19 protein-coding genes are annotated in these 17,802 nt (G+C 37.8%); 7 read left to right on the plus strand and 12 right to left on the minus strand.

Translation table 11 applies throughout. The features are described from left to right. Window positions 1-363, minus strand: a 363-nt coding sequence (locus tag ACYT32_RS08945; protein ID WP_395265900.1) for a CvfD/Ygs/GSP13 family RNA-binding post-transcriptional regulator, incomplete at its 3' end; no start/stop codon positions are given. Between the two features lie 78 nt (window positions 364-441). Between ACYT32_RS08945 and ACYT32_RS08950 the strand changes: the two genes are divergently transcribed. Both ACYT32_RS08950 and ACYT32_RS08955 read left to right on the plus strand, forming a co-directional pair. Beyond that, window positions 442-1,437: an NAD(P)/FAD-dependent oxidoreductase gene (locus ACYT32_RS08950; protein ID WP_395265899.1), complete on the plus strand. Its 996-nt coding sequence runs from the start codon at window positions 442-444 to the stop codon at window positions 1,435-1,437. Window positions 1,438-1,530: 93 nt separating this feature from the next. Beyond that, on the plus strand, window positions 1,531-2,169 hold the full coding sequence (locus ACYT32_RS08955) for a DedA family protein (protein ID WP_395265909.1): 639 nt from the start codon (window positions 1,531-1,533) through the stop codon (window positions 2,167-2,169). 9 nt (window positions 2,170-2,178) lie between these two features. Here the strand turns inward: ACYT32_RS08955 and ACYT32_RS08960 are convergent, their stop codons facing one another. From ACYT32_RS08960 to ACYT32_RS08985, 6 genes are read right to left on the minus strand one after another with little or no spacing between them, the layout of a single operon-like run. Next, on the minus strand, window positions 2,179-2,781 hold the full coding sequence (locus ACYT32_RS08960; protein WP_395265897.1) for a TIGR01906 family membrane protein: 603 nt from the start codon (window positions 2,779-2,781) through the stop codon (window positions 2,179-2,181). Next, window positions 2,774-3,550: a TIGR01457 family HAD-type hydrolase gene (locus tag ACYT32_RS08965; protein ID WP_395265896.1), complete on the minus strand. Its 777-nt coding sequence runs from the start codon at window positions 3,548-3,550 to the stop codon at window positions 2,774-2,776. The genes ACYT32_RS08960 and ACYT32_RS08965 overlap by 8 nt, the downstream gene beginning before the upstream one ends. Window positions 3,551-3,555: 5 nt before the next feature. Continuing rightward, entirely contained in the window at window positions 3,556-4,125 is a 570-nt protein-coding gene (locus ACYT32_RS08970; protein ID WP_395265895.1) for a YutD family protein, read from the minus strand. 9 nt (window positions 4,126-4,134) lie between these two features. Then, window positions 4,135-5,502, minus strand: a complete 1,368-nt coding sequence (locus tag ACYT32_RS08975) for a bifunctional metallophosphatase/5'-nucleotidase (RefSeq protein WP_395265894.1) — start codon at window positions 5,500-5,502, stop codon at window positions 4,135-4,137. Window positions 5,503-5,508: 6 nt separating this feature from the next. Continuing rightward, window positions 5,509-6,120 carry a metallophosphoesterase gene (locus tag ACYT32_RS08980; protein ID WP_395265893.1) on the minus strand — a complete coding sequence of 204 codons (612 nt, stop codon included), beginning with the start codon at window positions 6,118-6,120 and terminating at the stop codon, window positions 5,509-5,511. Then, window positions 6,120-6,461 (minus strand): hypothetical protein, encoded by a 342-nt coding sequence (locus ACYT32_RS08985; RefSeq protein WP_395265892.1) that lies wholly within the window; start codon window positions 6,459-6,461, stop codon window positions 6,120-6,122. The genes ACYT32_RS08980 and ACYT32_RS08985 overlap by 1 nt, the downstream gene beginning before the upstream one ends. Before the next feature lie 66 nt (window positions 6,462-6,527). Between ACYT32_RS08985 and ACYT32_RS08990 the strand changes: the two genes are divergently transcribed. From ACYT32_RS08990 to ACYT32_RS09005, 4 genes are all read left to right on the plus strand, one after another. Continuing rightward, the gene (locus ACYT32_RS08990) at window positions 6,528-7,958 is read left to right on the plus strand and encodes a glycerophosphodiester phosphodiesterase (protein ID WP_395265891.1); all 1,431 of its coding nucleotides are present in this window, start codon (window positions 6,528-6,530) and stop codon (window positions 7,956-7,958) included. A gap of 65 nt (window positions 7,959-8,023) precedes the next feature. Then, complete coding sequence (pepV, locus tag ACYT32_RS08995) at window positions 8,024-9,421, plus strand: dipeptidase PepV (RefSeq protein ID WP_395265890.1); 1,398 nt, start codon at window positions 8,024-8,026, stop codon at window positions 9,419-9,421. A 116-nt stretch (window positions 9,422-9,537) separates the two neighbouring features. Next, window positions 9,538-12,276 carry a transglycosylase domain-containing protein gene (locus ACYT32_RS09000; protein WP_395265889.1) on the plus strand — a complete coding sequence of 913 codons (2,739 nt, stop codon included), beginning with the start codon at window positions 9,538-9,540 and terminating at the stop codon, window positions 12,274-12,276. Window positions 12,277-12,453: 177 nt separating this feature from the next. Next, the gene (locus ACYT32_RS09005; protein ID WP_395265888.1) at window positions 12,454-12,759 is read left to right on the plus strand and encodes a hypothetical protein; all 306 of its coding nucleotides are present in this window, start codon (window positions 12,454-12,456) and stop codon (window positions 12,757-12,759) included. Window positions 12,760-12,814: 55 nt separating this feature from the next. On the opposite strand, the gene ccpA is transcribed toward ACYT32_RS09005, so the two are convergent. Then, entirely contained in the window at window positions 12,815-13,816 is a 1,002-nt protein-coding gene (gene ccpA / locus ACYT32_RS09010; RefSeq protein WP_395265887.1) for a catabolite control protein A, read from the minus strand. Window positions 13,817-13,988: 172 nt separating this feature from the next. On the opposite strand from ccpA, the gene ACYT32_RS09015 reads away from it, so the two are divergent. Continuing rightward, entirely contained in the window at window positions 13,989-15,089 is a 1,101-nt protein-coding gene (locus ACYT32_RS09015; protein ID WP_395265886.1) for a M24 family metallopeptidase, read from the plus strand. 482 nt (window positions 15,090-15,571) lie between these two features. Here ACYT32_RS09015 and ACYT32_RS09020 read toward each other — a convergent pair whose 3' ends face one another. From ACYT32_RS09020 to murI, 4 genes are all read right to left on the minus strand, one after another. Continuing rightward, window positions 15,572-15,874, minus strand: coding sequence for a hypothetical protein (locus ACYT32_RS09020; RefSeq protein ID WP_395265885.1), 303 nt, complete (start codon window positions 15,872-15,874; stop codon window positions 15,572-15,574). 2 nt (window positions 15,875-15,876) lie between these two features. After that, window positions 15,877-16,284: a DUF948 domain-containing protein gene (locus tag ACYT32_RS09025; protein WP_395265884.1), complete on the minus strand. Its 408-nt coding sequence runs from the start codon at window positions 16,282-16,284 to the stop codon at window positions 15,877-15,879. Window positions 16,285-16,350: 66 nt separating this feature from the next. Further along, complete coding sequence (locus ACYT32_RS09030; RefSeq protein ID WP_395265882.1) at window positions 16,351-16,950, minus strand: XTP/dITP diphosphatase; 600 nt, start codon at window positions 16,948-16,950, stop codon at window positions 16,351-16,353. Next, on the minus strand, window positions 16,947-17,753 hold the full coding sequence (murI, locus tag ACYT32_RS09035; RefSeq protein WP_395265880.1) for a glutamate racemase: 807 nt from the start codon (window positions 17,751-17,753) through the stop codon (window positions 16,947-16,949). Before murI ends, ACYT32_RS09030 begins: the two co-directional genes overlap by 4 nt. Window positions 17,754-17,802: the final 49 nt, after the last annotated feature.

Below are 17,802 nucleotides of genomic sequence, written 5' to 3' on the forward strand. Positions count from 1 at the left end.
TCTTTTTTCTGAAATCCGCTCTTTAGCAGCTTTTACCCACTCGCTTTTATGGTCAGCGACTGTCTTATATCCAATATGATTCCGATAATTTGTCCAGAAATGCTTATGTAAAATAGGTCGGCCGATTTTCTCCGGTTCCAATGCTCTAACCGACAAGCTGATTTTTTGATTGTATTCATCGATTCCCATTACAATGACTTCAATCTGATCACCAACTTGATATTGCTTTTCAAGGTCTGAGACGAAGCCATGTTTTAGTTCTGAAATATGAATCAAGCCTTGATGGTCATCATCAAGCTTTACAAAAACTCCATAGGACTGAATACCAGAAATGGTACCAAGAAACTTTTCTCCAATTCGCATCAATTTTCCTCCCTTTTTGATTTTCAAGTGTGCAACAATATATCTATACTAATATAACAGAAAACGGTGACTAATTTTATGAATGACAAAACTTATGACATTTCTATTATCGGCGGTGGTCCTGCTGGGATCTTTGCAGCCTACTTTGCCGGACTACGCAATCTTAAAACGGCCTTAATTGAAAGCTTGCCTAAACTTGGTGGTCAACCAGAGACTCTCTACGCTCAAAAACATATCTACGATATCGGTGCTTTACCCAAGATCTCTGGTACTGATCTAACTCAGCAATTAACTGACCAACTAGCTTTAATGGACTCTGACCAATATCTCAATACTTCGGTTTCTTCTATAGTAAGAAAAGATGGCTTATGGGAATTAACTACTAATAAAGAGACTATCTATACCAAGGCAATTATTATTGCTATCGGTAACGGAGCTTTCAAACCTCGTAAACTAACTTTCGATTATGACCCTATTATAGAAGAAAACAATAATCTCTCATACTTCGTCAATGACATCAATGATTATAAAGATAAAGATGTATTAGTTGCTGGTGGTGGTGACTCCGCTGTTGACTGGGCCATCAATCTTTCTAAAATTGCAAAACATACATCCCTGATTCATCGTCGTAACAGATATCGTGCCATGGAATCCAGTGTTGACCAATTGGATCATTCGACAGTCGAACAATTGAATCCATATATTATCAAAGACGTACAGCTAAATCCAGAGCAACCGCAAAAAATCGACGTTACTCTCAAGATGATCAAGTCTGAAGAAATAAAAGTTGTCACGGCGGATAAATTACTCGTTAACTATGGTTTCATCTCTGATTCTAAAATTTTGAGAGATTGGAATCTAGAACTGGAAGGTCCTTTCATTAAAGTCACCTCAGAAATGGAAACCAATTTACCAGATGTCTTTGCAATAGGTGATATCGTCACTTACCCTGGCAAACTACAATTAATTGCCACAGCCTTTGCTGAAGGACCAATGGCTGTTACTAAAGCCTTAAGAAATCTCTATCCTAACAAAGATTATTTCGAACACAGTACCTCGATCTTTGAGAAATAATCCTTAATTTACTTTATTTTTAAAAATATTTTAAGTTAAGCTGGTATAATAAAGTTTAATTTGAATTCTGGAGTTGATTGATTGAGCTACATAATGGGTTTGGTTGACTTTATCTTACATATTGACCACCACATGGTTAATATCGTAAATAACTTTGGCCTTTGGACATACTTAATACTGTTTTTAATTATCTTTATTGAAACTGGAGTCGTTATCTTACCATTTCTTCCTGGTGACTCACTGATTTTTGCAGCCATGGCTTTGGCTGCTAATCCAAAGTATGGATTGATTGGTTGGTTAATGTTTTTGATTTTCCTAGCCGCGGCGGTTTTGGGAGATTCAATGAATTATGAGATTGGCGAACACTTCGGTGAATACGCGACGAGGAATAAATATCTCAGTAAGTTAATCAATAAAGAGCATTTAGATGAAGCGCATCGGTTCTTTGAAAAACACGGTGGCAAAACAATCGCCATCGGTCGTTTCATCCCCTTGATCAGAACTTTTGTTCCATTCGTAGCTGGTAGTGGAACAATGCATTATGGAATCTTCTTGAAATTCAATTTTATTGGAGCCTTCCTCTGGGTATTGATCTGTTCTGCTGCTGGTTATCTCTTCGGTGGGATTCCAGTGGTACAAGATCATTTCTCAATGATCATTATTGGAATCGTTATTGTCTCATTGATTCCAATCCTTATCACTGCTATTAAAAATCGTAAAAAAAGAGCTTAGGGAAAATCCCTAAGCTCTTTTAGTTTTAGCTTGCCAAAAGTTCCAACCTTCGAAGATGATGAAGAACAATACAAAACACTGGGTGAAAAACTCTTCTGGCAAGACATTAATGATTGGATCCTTATTCGGATCAAATAACCAATCGCTGTTTCTGAATAAGACTTCATGAAAAACAACGAAGAATTCATCAAAGTTGAGTAACATCAAAACGGCTAATACAATACCGACAATGCCGATCCACAAAAAGACTCGATTGAAATGAGCTCTAACTTTACGAAACTTGGCTACAATAATCCCTGAAATGATAAATACGCCAAAGTTCAGTAAGAAAAGCTTTTTACAATCTAAAAAGTGCAATCGACCGGCTGGCGAAGAAGCAAAATCACTCAGATGCCAATGCCAATTAAACGGATTGATCAAATAATCCATCATCTGGGCATAATTTTTCATAATCGTGCCGTACTTCATCCCGACCGCTTGCTCTAAATAGTAATGTTTAATATCAAAAGCAAATAATCCATAACTAGCAAAAATCGTAATACTGATTGCCGCCGTTAAGATAAAAAAAGCTAAAGCAATCGTATAAAAGAAATCCTTTTGCGAATTAGACATCCCATTGATCCAGACTTTCTACTTGATGTGTTGGCTTGATTGGTGCATTGTCAATGTCTTCATGCGTACTGACACCAGTATTGACCCACAGTGTATCAACACCGGCATTGATTCCACATTTAATATCAGTATTATAATTATCGCCCACAATCACGGCTTTTTTAGGATCAAAATCACAGGCTTTGACTGCAAAATCAATAATATCACGTTCAGGTTTACCGATATAATGAGCCTTTTGTTGAGTCGAAGTTTCAACCAATGAAATGACTGAACCAGCTCCTGGAACTAGACCACGTTCGTTAGGCAAGTTAGTATCAGCGTTCGTTCCAATAAAGAAGGCTCCACGTTTGATTGCTAAAGTTGCTAATTCAAATTTATGATAGGTTACGTCATAATCTAAACCGACGATCACCACATCAGGATCATACTCATTCAATTTGATACCTGTACCAAAAACAGCTTTCTTTAAACCAAATTCACCGATCACATAAGCACTGTGATTCTCGATCTCATCACCAAACATATTTTGAATATATGCAGCAGTTGCTAAAGATGGCGTCAAAATTTGTTGCGAATGGGCGGTAATCTGATGATTGTTGACCAAATTATCAGCCACTTGCTGTGGAGTCTTGGTTGTATTGTTTGTAAGGAAATAATAATCAATCCCTGCTTGGTTCAAATTGTCGATGAAAATTTTAGCTTCAGGAATCTTATCCTTACCACGATACATTGTTCCATCTAAATCAATTAAATATGTTTGATACTTCATTTATTCTATTCACCTATTTTTCTAATTTTAAAAGCTTTCTTGGTTGAACTAGTCGTTTTCTTAGTTGGCACATGCCGTTTGGAAACTTTATTGTTCTTATGCTGCTTGTTACGGACTTGTTTTGGCTTATGTTGTTCAGCCTTTTTACCGGTCGTTCTAGTCTTGAATTTATGATTGTGCGTACTATTATGGGTAACCCGATTCGTACTCTTACGATGATGACGCTTCAATGGCGCTTTCTTAACTTTTTCCAAAACAAAATAAGCGCAGCCAAAATTACAGTACTCTAACAAATAATCTTCCAGATGAGAAATACGATTATCTAAGGTACTCTCTTGTCTTTCATCTTCATAAAAACCCTTAAAACGTAATTGGTCATAGCCCCAATCGCCAACAATAAAATCATACTTTTCCAAAACATTATTGTAACGTTCTTCAATTCGTTCCTTATTAAAGCCACCGTCATGGTTTTCTACGACTCGATACTGGGTTTTATTAATAGTTATCAAATTATCATCCAGTTTGATCAGATCGACCAATTTTGTGGCTTCTTTATTGTCCTCAATTTCTTGCAAGTAATCACCTCAAATCGGATATTTTTTCTTCAAGTAATCGCCGAATACATTTCGCAAGAATTTAGGATACATAATTTCATTATCGCCCGCGATTTCAATCGAAGGAAAGTATGGTACAAACAAATAATGATCCAATAAAGCTAAAGTATATTCTCGATCTTTTTCTAATTCTTTACCATTTATGTAGACATTTCGTTTACTATCTATTTCTATGCCACGATAAACCAGTTCGCCAAATATCTTACCACGAAAACCCATCCCTTTTTGTAAATGATTACGCAAAAAGAGTCGATTCTTTTCCATTTCCATAACTAATCGCCAAACATTGTCCCCTGTCATCGTTGTTTTCAAGACATGAATAGCATGTGGCAAGACATCATGGAGATTTTTCTCAGAAATAATTCCTTTTGGCAAATCGGCTAAAAATAACCCTGAACTCAACACTGCTACGTCAGTTTGAGCAAAGTCTTGAACGGCACTTAAAGCCTCTTGAATAATGGAGTTGGAATCAAGATAATTGCTGCTTAATGTCTTGGGCAAATTGGCGACCTTCTTTTGATCCAGTAACTGTTCACCCAAATCAAATTGTTGCTTGATCCACTTTTCGTCGCTGGGCAACTGGTTCAAACTATCTGTCGCCACGGTAAAAGCTGACTTCTTAACTATTTTTTTATCGTCATCCAATTCTAGATTAATGGTCCCGATATTTTGCCCGTACTTACCGGCAGCTGCCAACAAAACACCATTATCCAGTTCTCCCTTAGGAAATAAGTGATGGGAATGGGAACCGATGATCAAATCAATTTCTGGATGCTTTTGGGCAATCAAACGATCCATTGAGACACCTAAATGCGACAATAAAATGATTACATCACAGTCTTCAACCAAACGTAACGACTTAGGCAGCATCTCTTGAATTAATCTAATATCCCAATTTAACAAAGGATAAGTCAAAATATAAGGTGCCGTTAAGCCCATCACTCCAATTTTGGTACCTTGCTTGGTGGTGAATTTCTCCACTGGCTTAGCAAAATCAGCCAAACGAGATGGATTTTCTTCATAGAGATTGTTCAGAACTACTGGAAATTGGGCGTGATCATACAAATGTTCCAACTCTTCATGACTATTGCCTAGGCCCTCATTATTTCCAATCGTTACCGCATCATAATGCAAGGGATTCATCCATTCAATATTGGCTTGACCATTGGTAGCTTCAGTCAACGGATGAGCTCGGTCAGAGGCATCACCAATGTCGAATAAATAAAACTCATCGGCTAGACTTTTTTGGCGTGACTCGTCAATAAAACGGGCCACTCTCGGAAAGTTTTCGAAATGGGAATGTAAATCGTTCGTATGCACTATTTGAATTTGTTCCATAATATCCTACTTTCTTTGCAAATTAGCCAAATCCTGTTTCTTCTTATCATACATCTCCAAAATCTCTTCGCCTCGTAATGGTGAACCCCAAGGCAAATCTTCTGACAAGTATTCTCTTTCAGGTGCATCGACACCCACATTGATATTTTCAGCAATGGGCACGCTGTAGTGATGAATATGACCATGTAAATTGATGATCTTTTCAACCTTGCCTAAAAGCATGGGATAATGCGTACAATAAAATTGATGATGATCAAACTTTAATAATGAGCCGACATCTTCAAATTCAAATCTAGGCTTGCCATCACTTAAAAGCTGATTATGTTTATCAACATATTTGAAGAGTGAACGATAGTCATGATTGCCTTTAATTAAAGTAATATGACCATTCAATTGGCGCAAAATTTCATATGTTTCTTCATCAGTTGGCGTATTCTTAGGACGCATCGAAATGTCCCCCAAATGGTAGACGCGATCATTTTCATCAACACGAGCATTCCAGGCCTCAATCATGGCTTGATTCATTTCCTCGACGTTACCAAAATGGCGTGGGGCAAAATTATTTGGCTGTAACAATTGATAATGATAAAAATGTGTATCAGCGATAAAATAATTCATTAGTTATTTGCTTCTTCCTTATTATCTGAAGTAATATGATTAGCTTTCAAAATATCATTGAAGGCATCCAAGACTTTACCAGCAGGTTTCTTATATTCAACCCATTCTTTTAAATTCATTGGTGGAACGGTATAATTTTCGTTAACGTAATCCTCGTAAATGCTGACAGCTGAAGAATGTGGAATATTAAGTTTGAGAATCCGTACTTCTTTAATCATTCCCAACTCGGCAGCCTTCTCAGCACGACCGTTCATTACGATATTGGCAAGCTCGTAATATTTGGTGCCATCGTTACGAGTTATCTGCTCAATCATATCTAAGGTTTGTTTTTCATTGTCCATTTATAAATACCTCACAATTTACTACTGTCTCTAGTATATAATATCTAAAAAATTAGGGAGTTAATTATGGTCTCAAAAAGTTTCAATCTTTTTAAAATACTACTGGCCTCGTTTATCTTTATTTTTGCCAGTGGCTTTACAGTCATCGGCCATCGTGGTGATCCAATCAATGCCCCCGAAGAAACCTTTGAAAGTTTCGATAAAGCTTTTTCTGAAGGTGCTGATTACGTGGAATTGGATATTCACGAGTCCAAAGATAACGTCTTAGTTGTCTCACATGATCGTGACTTAGAGCGGGTAACGGGAACTTCCGCAATCGTGTCCGAACATAACTTTTCTGAACTCGCTCAACTTCAACAAAAAAATGGTGAACCGATCCACAGTTTGAATCAAGTTTTTCAGCATTATAAGAATAATCCTAAAGCAAAATTTCTCATTGAAACGAAGAAAACCAAAAAGGGTAATCCTCAAAATATGGAGGAATTACTCAAACAAGTTATCGATGAAAATGGCATGCAAGATCGAGTTATGTTCCATTCCTTCTCTGTCCACAGCATGGAAAACGAAGCTAAACTGATGCCTGACATCCCAAGAATTTTCATTGCTGGTTCCACCAAACGGATCAATTTCGATATTTTGCAATATGTCACTGGCGTCAATTTATCTTCGAACATCGTCACACCAGAAATTATCAATACCATGCACTTCATGGGCAAAAAGGTCTATGTTTGGGATGAAATGAATGAAAGTCCCAAAAAATGGAATACTTTGATCAACATGCCTATTGATGGAGTGGTGACGAACTATCCCGCAACTGGTAATGAATATCGGGAATTGAAAGATCAATCTAAATCTGAGGCTTTGAATCAAAATGTTTATTATTTCAGCAGTCAAAAAGAAGTTATCTATGAGAATCCCTATCGCCTGATCAAAACTGATAAGTATGTCACTCCCCTAGGAGGATATCACATCACTAATATTATTAAGTTTAATGGCGAAAAGTACGTGCAACTAGGTGAAAATAAATTTGCCAACGCAACCGGCTTCAATTCAGAGTTTGCTCTGAAAGATCTGCGGCAATACTTTGGCTCTAAGGCAGTTTTCCGCAATCAACAGCCTGATAACTACCTTTATAGCGACCCGAATGATTCAAGTTCAATCGTCAACCGTTTGAATGTCAATCAACCACAACAAATTATTACGGTCCAAAAAATCGGTACGCAAACTTGGCTGAAATTAAAAGATGGCTGGATCAATGCTAGAAATGTTTTGATCCAATTGAATCCTGAATCATATCTCGGCAACACTTCTTTAGCCGGTTATCAAGAATTACCGACTGGCCAAAGAATCAAAAACATCGACTTGCGCCAAACTTTTGCTAACTTTAAAGTTCCGACGGATCAATCGATCAAAAATGCTGATTTAATCAAGGATGTCAACAATTTTTATATCGACTTTTCCTCGCTTCATGACACCGATTCCATAAACAAAATTTAGGTAAATTAGCCTTTAATGGCAACCTTTGGTAAAATATAAAAAAATCGTGTGGAGGTCAAAGATACATGTCTATAGATTGGGAGAAAGAAGTTTCACATCGTTCAGATGAATTGATAAATGATCTTTCAGAATTAGTAAGTATTGACAGTTCCAGAGATATTGAACACAAAACTAGTGATTTTCCACTAGGACCCGGACCAGCCAAAGCCTTACAGACGTTCTTGCATTTTGCGGACCGTGATGGCTTTGCAACCAAAAATGTCGATAATTTAGCCGGGAGAATCGAATTAGGAGATAGCGACGAAGCTATTGCAATTTTATCTCACGTCGATGTCGTTCCTGAAGGTCCAGGCTGGGACACTAACCCATTTGAACCGGTAATCAAAGACGGTAATTTTTATGCTCGTGGAGCTGCTGACGATAAAGGACCAGGTTTAGCCGCTTACTATGCTATGAAAATTATCAAAGAACTAAATTTGCCAATGAAAAAAAGTATCCAATTGATTCTTGGTACTGATGAAGAAAGCGAATGGGTCGGCATTAACCACTATATGGAAAAAGAAACTATGCCTGAAACTGGTTTCTCACCTGATGCTGAATTCCCTGCCATTAATGGCGAAAAGGGAATCGTTTCCTTTAGAGTTACTTTCGACAAACCAGTTATTAATTTGGTTAAACAATTTACAGCTGGTATTAGACCTAACATGGTTCCTCAAAATGCTGAAGCAAAACTCGATTTAAATGTCGTCTCTGCGGAAGATGTCAAAGCTAAATTGAACCAATTTCTCGACAGTCATCCCGAAATCAAAGGAAGCGTCGAAATTAACGACGACGTTGCCACGCTTAAAATCATTGGTAAAGGTGCTCATGCGATGGAACCATTCAATGGTATCAATGCAGCTACCTATTTAGCCAAATTGCTGACTGAATTTGACTTAAATGACAGCGAACAGACTTACTTTGGATTCATTGCTGACAGATTACACTTAGACTTTGCGGGTAAAAATCTTGGTATTGCCAACAAAGATGAAGTTATGGGTGAATTAACAGTTTCTCCTAATATTTATGAATACGACGCTCAAAAAGCCAGCTTGCTCTTAAACATTCGCTATCCTAAGGGTGATACTGGCGAAACATTGACTGAAAAAATCAATCAAGCTTTGCCAAATAATATTTCCGCAGCCATTGAAGGTCACAATCAGCTACCTCACTTTGTTGCTAGTGATGATCCATTAGTACAAGCCTTAGTAGGTGCCTATCGAGACCACACTGATGACCAAACCGAACCATTTACTGTCGGTGGCGGAACTTATGGACGAATTTTGAAACATGGTATTGCCTACGGTGCAATGTTCCCTGGCGATGAAAATGTCATGCACCAACCTAATGAATATATAAATATCGATAAGCTATTAAAATCAACTGCTATCTACGCAGACGCCATTTACCGCTTAGTTAAGTAAATACTTGAAAGTTCTGTAGAGGTTCTTTTCTACAGAACTTTTTTTGTTTTTACACTTCTAAATCGATTTTATTATATAATTACGGTATGTAACTTTTTAAGGGAGCTTATTTAAAAGTGAAAAATTTATGGAATAGCATTGTCAACAGCTTTAAAAGTATCCATAGCTGGTCGGACTTTGCTAAGAGAGCTAATCTAACTATTGAAGTTATCAGAAGAATCATTCTTTATTCACTTGCGGGACTTTTGATTCTTGTGAGTTTATCAATCGGTTTAGGTTTAGGTTACGTGTCTGCTTTGACTTCCCAAGTAGCTGTACCTACTAAACATGAAATGAAGACTGAACTTCAAGATGTTAATAATTCAGCTACTTTATATTTTGCTGATGGTCAAAAAATTGAAAATCTTCAAAAAGACTTAGAGGGTAAGAAAATTTCTCTTTCTCAAATGTCACCATATTTGACAAAAGCAATTATCTCCACTGAAGATAGTGACTTTTATCGTCATAAAGGTGTCGTTCCTAAGTCAATTTTTAGAGCGGTTATTTCTGACGTTACCGGTATTGGGGCGCAAACTGGTGGCTCAACCTTGACTCAGCAAACTGTTAAAATGCAGATGCTTTCGTCTGAAACTACATGGAAACGTAAGGCTGTCGAAATTTTTCTAGCCATGCGTGTCGATAAATACTTTAGTAAAAAAGAGATCCTCGAAGACTATTTGAATGCAGCCACTTTTGGGCGTAATAATAAGGGACAAAATATCCAAGGGGTCCAAGCGGCAGCACAAGGATTATTTGGCAAAAATGCTAGTGATTTAAATATTGCTGAATCAGCTTTTATCGCCGGCTTACCACAAAGTCCTTCGATATATACCCCATATGACTATTCTCAAGATGGTTCTAAGGGTAAGTTCAAAGATGATATCAGTCTAGGACTCAAACGTAAAAATGTCGTTTTGTATCGGATGTATCGTGACAATCAAATTACAGAAGCACAATACAATCAGGCCCGCAAATTTGATCTCAAGAGCGATTTTCTCAAGCCTGCATCAGCAAGCACAAAGGAAATCAAATACGGTTATGTTTATAACTTATTGACTCAACAAGCTCGAACAATTTTGATCAAGCGTTTAGTTAAAAACGATGGTCTCAAGTATAGTGATATTAAAAAAGATAAGAATCTTTATGAAAAGTACTATACTCAAGCCGATACTGAATTGCACAACAAGAACTATCAGATTCACAGTACGATCGACAAAGATATGTACATTGCTATGAATCAACAAGTTCAACAATTTAAGGGTAATCTTGGAACAAGCCATACTGACGATGCAACCGATCCTACGACTGGTAAACCAATCAAGGTCGCTGAACCAGTACAAAATGGTTCGGTGCTGCTCGATAATAAGACTGGACAGGTAATTGCTTTCGTCGGTGGTGTTAACTTCAAGAAATCGCAATTGAACCATGCTTTTGATACTCAAAGATCACCTGGTTCATCAATCAAGCCACTGATCACCTTTGCTCCAGCAATTGAAAATGGATTAATTGGAACCCAAACGATGCTCGCCGATTTCAAGACGAAATATAAAGGCTACTCTCCAACTGACTATGGCGAAACGATTCAAAACCGCTTTGTTTCAGCTCGAGAGACTTTGGAAGAATCTTACAATATTCCATCGGTTAACCTTTATAACTACATCAGACAACACGGTGTCAGCTCGAAAAAATACATGTCGAAGATGGGCATTAACTTAACCGACAAAGAATACAGTCAACTAGGTATTACTTTGGGTGGTACTGCCAATGGTGTGACAGTCTTACAACAAGCTAGTGCTTTCTCAACTTTCGCTAATAAGGGTGTGCATGTCGACCCTTACGTGATCACAGATGTTACTGCACCTTCTGGTGAAAAGATCTATCAACACAAAGGTAAAAAGACCAAGGTCTTCACCAAAGAAACTTCATATATCATTAAAAATATGCTTCACGGCGTTGTTACTAAAGGTACTGCTTCAGCATTATCATATGAGGCTAACTTCAGTACGAAGAACCTCTTTGGTAAGACTGGTACTTCAAATGATTACCGTGATAACTGGTTCATTGGTAGTACTCAAGGTGTCACTTTAGCTTCATGGATCGGTTACGATAATTTCTACGGAAATAATTACAATCTAAGTAGTAATTCAACCGATATTAACCAAGAGTTGTGGGCGAATATGGCTAATGCAATGTATCAAGAAAATAAGAGCTACTTTGACACTGGTTCAACTTTCCAAAAACCTAGTGGTGTTAGTTCTTATAAAGTTGATAAGGAAACTGGTACTTACACTGGCTCGATTGGCTATAACGGTATTACAACCAAGGTCAACCAACATACAGCAAATTCGCTTTACTACAAAGGTTCACCAAAATCGATGTCTTACAGCGACTTTGCTATCGGTGGTAAAGAAAAGAACTACAAGCTATTCTGGGACAACTACTTTGGACGCGATAATGGCTACGCCGTTGTTAAACAAGTTGGTTCGAGTGACAAGTCCGCTGAAGAATTGGCGAACGAAAATGGTAGTGGACGGACTTCTGGCTTTAGTAACAGTACTAACAGCAACGATTCTGCCCAAGTTACAACTAACCGCAATAGCTCGACAGAGACTTCTCAGAATAATTCCACGACTACGAATGGAACCACCGAAACCGGAACCGGATCAGGTACAGGTTCTAGTTCAGGAAACGAAACAACAGGCTCCACTTCAACTGGTAATTCTGGAACAACTTCAACTGATAATTCCAATGCTTCCACCGGCGATACAGTCATAGGCAATGCCGAAACTGGTAATACGCCAAGCGTTGGTGAATAGATAATTATTGATTTATCGTATTTAACCAAATGCTCCCCGATTCTTAATTGAACCGGAGAGCATTTTTTATTTCACAAAAGTCATTTTCAAATAACAAATTGATTAGATTACTTTTTCAATTAGCATCTTGTGCTAAAATAAAAATATTACTTTGAATCATGAGGAGATAAATCAGGCATGTATTTCAGTCCAAGTTTTCTACAAAATACCCTCTACATCGTGGCAGTAATTTTAGTTGCTTTCATTGGTGTAGTGATCGGTTATAAATTAAAGCACAACATTAAGTTATGGGACAAGAGCATGACCTTAGCTACGATTGTTTTGCTAAATACCCTCTACTCGATTCTTGGCGGTTTCGTTGACCTACCATACGAATTAAGCTCAGTTATCACAGGTGGACTTTCACTAGTAGCTTTCGGCTATATTGTGGTAATCATTTGGGACTTGCACAAGCAAAAAAGTGCTGACAAAAAGAGGACCTAATTTAAATTAGATCCTCTTTTATATTAATTGATCAAAAATTTGTCAAAAACTCTAGTTATTTTGTTGAACCACGTTTGACAATGCTATATGGCAATTTAATAGTATTTTCATCGATTTGTTCTTGATTCATCATCTTTGTAAGCAGACGCATAGAAACGGCACCGATATCATAAAGTGGTTCCTCGATTGAACTCATCTTTGGACGTGTGACTTCACAAAGAACTGTATCGTTACTTGTGATAAGTTCGAAGTCATCAGGGATCTTAACTCCAGCTTTAATAGCTGAGTTCAAAATACCTGCTGCCAACAAGTCATCAGTGACATAAGCTGCTGTAACACCACTACTTTGAATGGCATCCCAAATTGATTCACCTGCTCTGACAGAATATTCTGCTTCAAAGACCAAGTTAGAAGAGAAATTCAAACGAGCTTTCTTCAAAGCCTTCTTGTAGCCATCTAATCTGTATTTACCATCGATAGGATTTTCAAGGCTACCACCGACAAAGGCGATCTTCTTGTGACCATTTTGAGCCAACTGACCAACAACACTAGCTACGGCATCAGTAAAATCAATGTTTACACTAGCACTTTCATTGTTTTTGTCGACTGAACCGGCTAAAACGATTGGTGTCTTTGAGTTAGCAAGGATACGTTTCAATTTCTTAGACAATTGTTTGCCCATGTAAATCAAACCGTCAACTTGTTTTGATAACAAATTATTCAAGATTTGTTCTTCATCACCAACAGATTCTTGTAAACTAGTTAAGATAATATTGTACTTGTACATGGAAGCAACATCGTCAATACCCTTAGCTAAAGATGCATAATATAGATTAGTGATATCAGGTAAAATTACACCAATAGTTGTACTCTTCTTACTTGCTAAACCACGAGCAACCGCATTAGGACGATAATTTAAACGATCAATAACTTCCAAAACACGTTTTCTTGTTTCTTCCTTTACATTGGCGTTGCCGTTCACAACACGTGAGATAGTTGCCATTGAAACATTAGCAGCTTCAGCTACGTCATAGATTGTAATCACTTTTTTGTCCATTAATATTCACTCTCTCAAACAATATTTTCATTAATTATCTCTAATTTAGCAAACATCTTTACATTTTGCAAGCGGTTTCTACTTTATTGGGGTATGTTTTCATATTTTTTCAAAAAGAAAATCATTTTCAGTGATATACTACAGATAAATCTTTACGTAAAGGAGAATTTTCATGAAGAAACAACTCATCGCACTACAAGAATATTTGGCGCAAAATAATCTCGATGCAGCCTATATCTCTAATCCAACTGATATCAATTATTTTACCGGGTTCTATAGCGACCCTGTGGAAAGAATTCTTGCCCTTCTAGTTTTCCCAAACAAAGATCCATTTATGTTTGCCCCTCAACTAGAGGTTGAAGCAGCCAAAGAAGCTGGCTGGGACAAAGACGTTTTCGGTTATCTCGATCACGAAGATCCATTTGCATTAATGGCAGGTCATATTAAAGACGTGGCCGGTTCTCCAATCAACTGGGGAATTGAAAAAGACGACATGTCAGTTCAAAAGCTCGAAGCTTTGACTAACCAATTCCCAGACGCAAAATTCCCAGTGAACCTCTCACGCTACATGGAAAATGCCAAGCTAATTAAAACTCCTGAAGAAATTGCTGAATTAAAAGCTGCCGGTGAAGAAGCAGACTATGCCTTTTCAGTAGCCTTTAATGCAATCAAAGAAGGACGTACTGAACAAGAAATCGTCGCTGAAATTGAATATGCGATGATGAAAAAAGGCGTTATGCACATGAGCTTCGACACCATCGTCCAAGCAGGTGCCAATGCGGCTAACCCACATGGTGGACCAGAAAAGAATCCTATCAAGAAAGACGAATTGATCTTATTCGACCTGGGAACCGTTCATAATGGTTATATCAGTGACGCTTCCAGAACCGTAGCTTTTGGACAACCAAATGAAAAAGCCCTCGATATCTACAAGGTCGACTTAGAAGCCCAATATGCAGCAATGGACGCTGCTAAACCAGGCATCACCGCCGCAGAGCTAGACAAAGTAGCCAGAGACATCATCAGCAAAGCCGGTTATGGCGAATACTTCATTCACCGTTTAGGACACGGAATGGGAACTTCAGAACACGAATTCCCATCAATCATGGAAGGCAATGACATGGTCTTAAAACCAGGCATGTGCTTCTCAATCGAACCAGGAATCTATATTCCAAACGAAGCCGGAGTAAGAATCGAAGACTGCGTTTACATCACAGAAGACGGTTGCGAACCATTTACACATACATCAAAAGAACTGAAGTATATTAACTAGAGAGCGAAACAAGCCTGGGAATTTCTGAGGATTTACCTAGACCTATGAATTGCACGCGTTTTTTGCGTGTGATTTATAAGTCGTAGTAAACCGCAAGAAATTGGCTTGTGTAGCTCATTTCAATAGAGAGCGGAGGCCGACGTTCTGATTTCGAGCATTTGCCTAGCATCACGAATTATCCACGCCCTTTGTGGATGATTTGGGATGCGTAGCAAAGCACAGAAATCTGTCGGCTGCAGCTCGTTTTCAATAGAGAGCGTAACAAGCCTGGGAATTTCCGAGCACTTGCCTAGACCTCTATGAATTTTAACTTTCTACCTGCCACAACCCAACACCGGTAATTCTCTTTCACCATTCAAAATTGAGAATCCTTAAGTTGTGGCAGATAAAGCATCAACCATTCACAAAAATACAAAGCATATGAAAAGGCCACAACTGATTAATCAGTCGTGACCTTTTTAGTTTGATTATCATAATTAAGACTAAGCTTTAGGATCAATTGTTGAATCTTCATTAAGATCATCTTCGTCAAAAACTATATCTGACGTATCTTCATCAGATTTGATCTTTGACATTTGATCTTTCAACTCATCTGTTTTTTCATTAAAGGAATTTACCAGATCATTGTTGGTATTTAGTCCAACCCCACCGTTATTGAAGTCTCCACGGATGGTTTTAATATTTTCAATGATTTTTTGTCCCGATTCACTTGTCAAATACTTAGAAACAGCATAACCAGATACGCAGCCCAAGACTAGGCCCAATACGAAATTATTTTTTTTCATAATTATCTCTTCTTTCTTGGCCATATCTTAGCAGCAGTTTTGGCAACTGTGGCTAGATTACCTAGTGTCATCAGATTCTGAAAGTTAAAGCCACCGTTTGGCTTCTCTTCAGTAGCTTTAGCTGTTTTCTTACCGATATTTTCAACTGTATCAAACAATGGATTCAACTTCTCTGCCTTACTGTTAACGTCAGCAACTAATGTATTAGTCTTATCGACCAACTTAGTACTTTGATCCATGATTTGTTCTGTATTCTTAGTCAGAACATCAACCATTTTCGTTGTTTCCTTCATTGTTTCTTGCAATTCTTTTAGTAACTTAGCTGTTTGAACTAATGTCATAGCCAAGTAAACAACCAAAACTACAAAAGCGACCGCTGCAATTAAACCTGCAATTTGTCCACCAGTCATAATCTTACCCTCCTGTATTTTAATAGCACTTTCATACTAGCATTTTATCAATCTATCAGCAATAAATTACCAATTAATCCAGCTCTGCCATTCTTGCTCCAACTTTCGAATGGCATTGCCACGATGACTAATTTCATTCTTTTGATCAACTGTTAATTGCGCCAAAGTTTTCTTTAACTCAGGGACGTAGAACAATGGATCGTAGCCAAAGCCATCATCACCCTGTGGAAATTCACCGATCAAACCTTTGATCTCACCTTCGACAACTAAATCGTGGTCATTTTTAGGATTAGCAAATACCAAAGTCGATACGAACCGCGCCGTCCGCTTTTCCTTAGGTACTCCACCTAATTCGCTCAATAATTTGGCATTATTAGCAGCATCATTATGATCACCAGCATATCGAGCCGAATATATCCCTGGGCGTCCATATAAGGCGTCTACTTGCAATCCAGAGTCATCTGCAATCGTTGGCAAATTAAACCGCTCCATCACTGCATGAGCCTTAATTGTGGCATTCTCCGCAAATGTTTGACCAGTTTCTTGGATTTCAGGCATAGCGGGCAAGTCTAAGAGAGTTTTCAAAGTAAATTCTTGATCATTAAAAATACGCTTGAATTCTTTAGCCTTGCCAGGATTCTTTGTTGCAATGATTATTTCTTTCATTGTTCTCCCCCAATTGATACTAATTTGATCTCATCTATTTCAGTATTTAACCAACGTTTGGCTAACTTGGCAAACTGATCAATATTAGCTGTCGCATATAATTTTAAACTTCTTGTCGATTGATCAGCCAATAAATCGTTTTTAATTAAATAACCCTTCGTGATTTCAACTGTATTGACGGCCGGATCTACTAAGGTCATCTTAGGTAGAAATTTATTGATCTGCGATTTCAACATTGGAAAATGGGTACATCCCAAGATCAAAGTATCAAACTGACTGTCCTTGAATGGTGCCAAAGTATTCGCAATTTCTTGTTGGGACTCAGAACTGTCCGCTGAATCATTTTCTACAATGGAAACAAATTTTTGTGCTGGAACTCCTAAAACATTGACGTCTTGATTTATTTCTGCGATGGTCTGATTATAGCTCTTCGAATTGATTGTTGACTCAGTTCCAATAATTCCAATATTATCCGTTTGAGTCGTTTTAACTGCAGCGATTGAACCTGGCCGAATGACACCAATCATTGGCACTGTAAATTCTTTTCGTAAAGTCACTAAAGCATTAGCTGTTGCCGTGTTGCAACCGTAAATGATCAGCTTGACATTTTTGCTGAGCAAATACTGTACCATTTCTCTTGTATAAGATATGATTTGTTCATGACTCTTGATTCCATAAGGCATTCGAGCCTCGTCACCGATAAAAATTACATCCTCATTCGGTAGTTGACTGATTACCTCTTTGACAACGGTTAGTCCACCTAAACCGGAATCTAATACTCCAATTGGTCTTTGATCACTCATAGTGTTACCCCCTGCCTTCATTTAAGCGAAATATTTGTATTCAACGAAA

It is taken from the genome of Companilactobacillus sp. FL22-3, assembly GCF_054881455.1.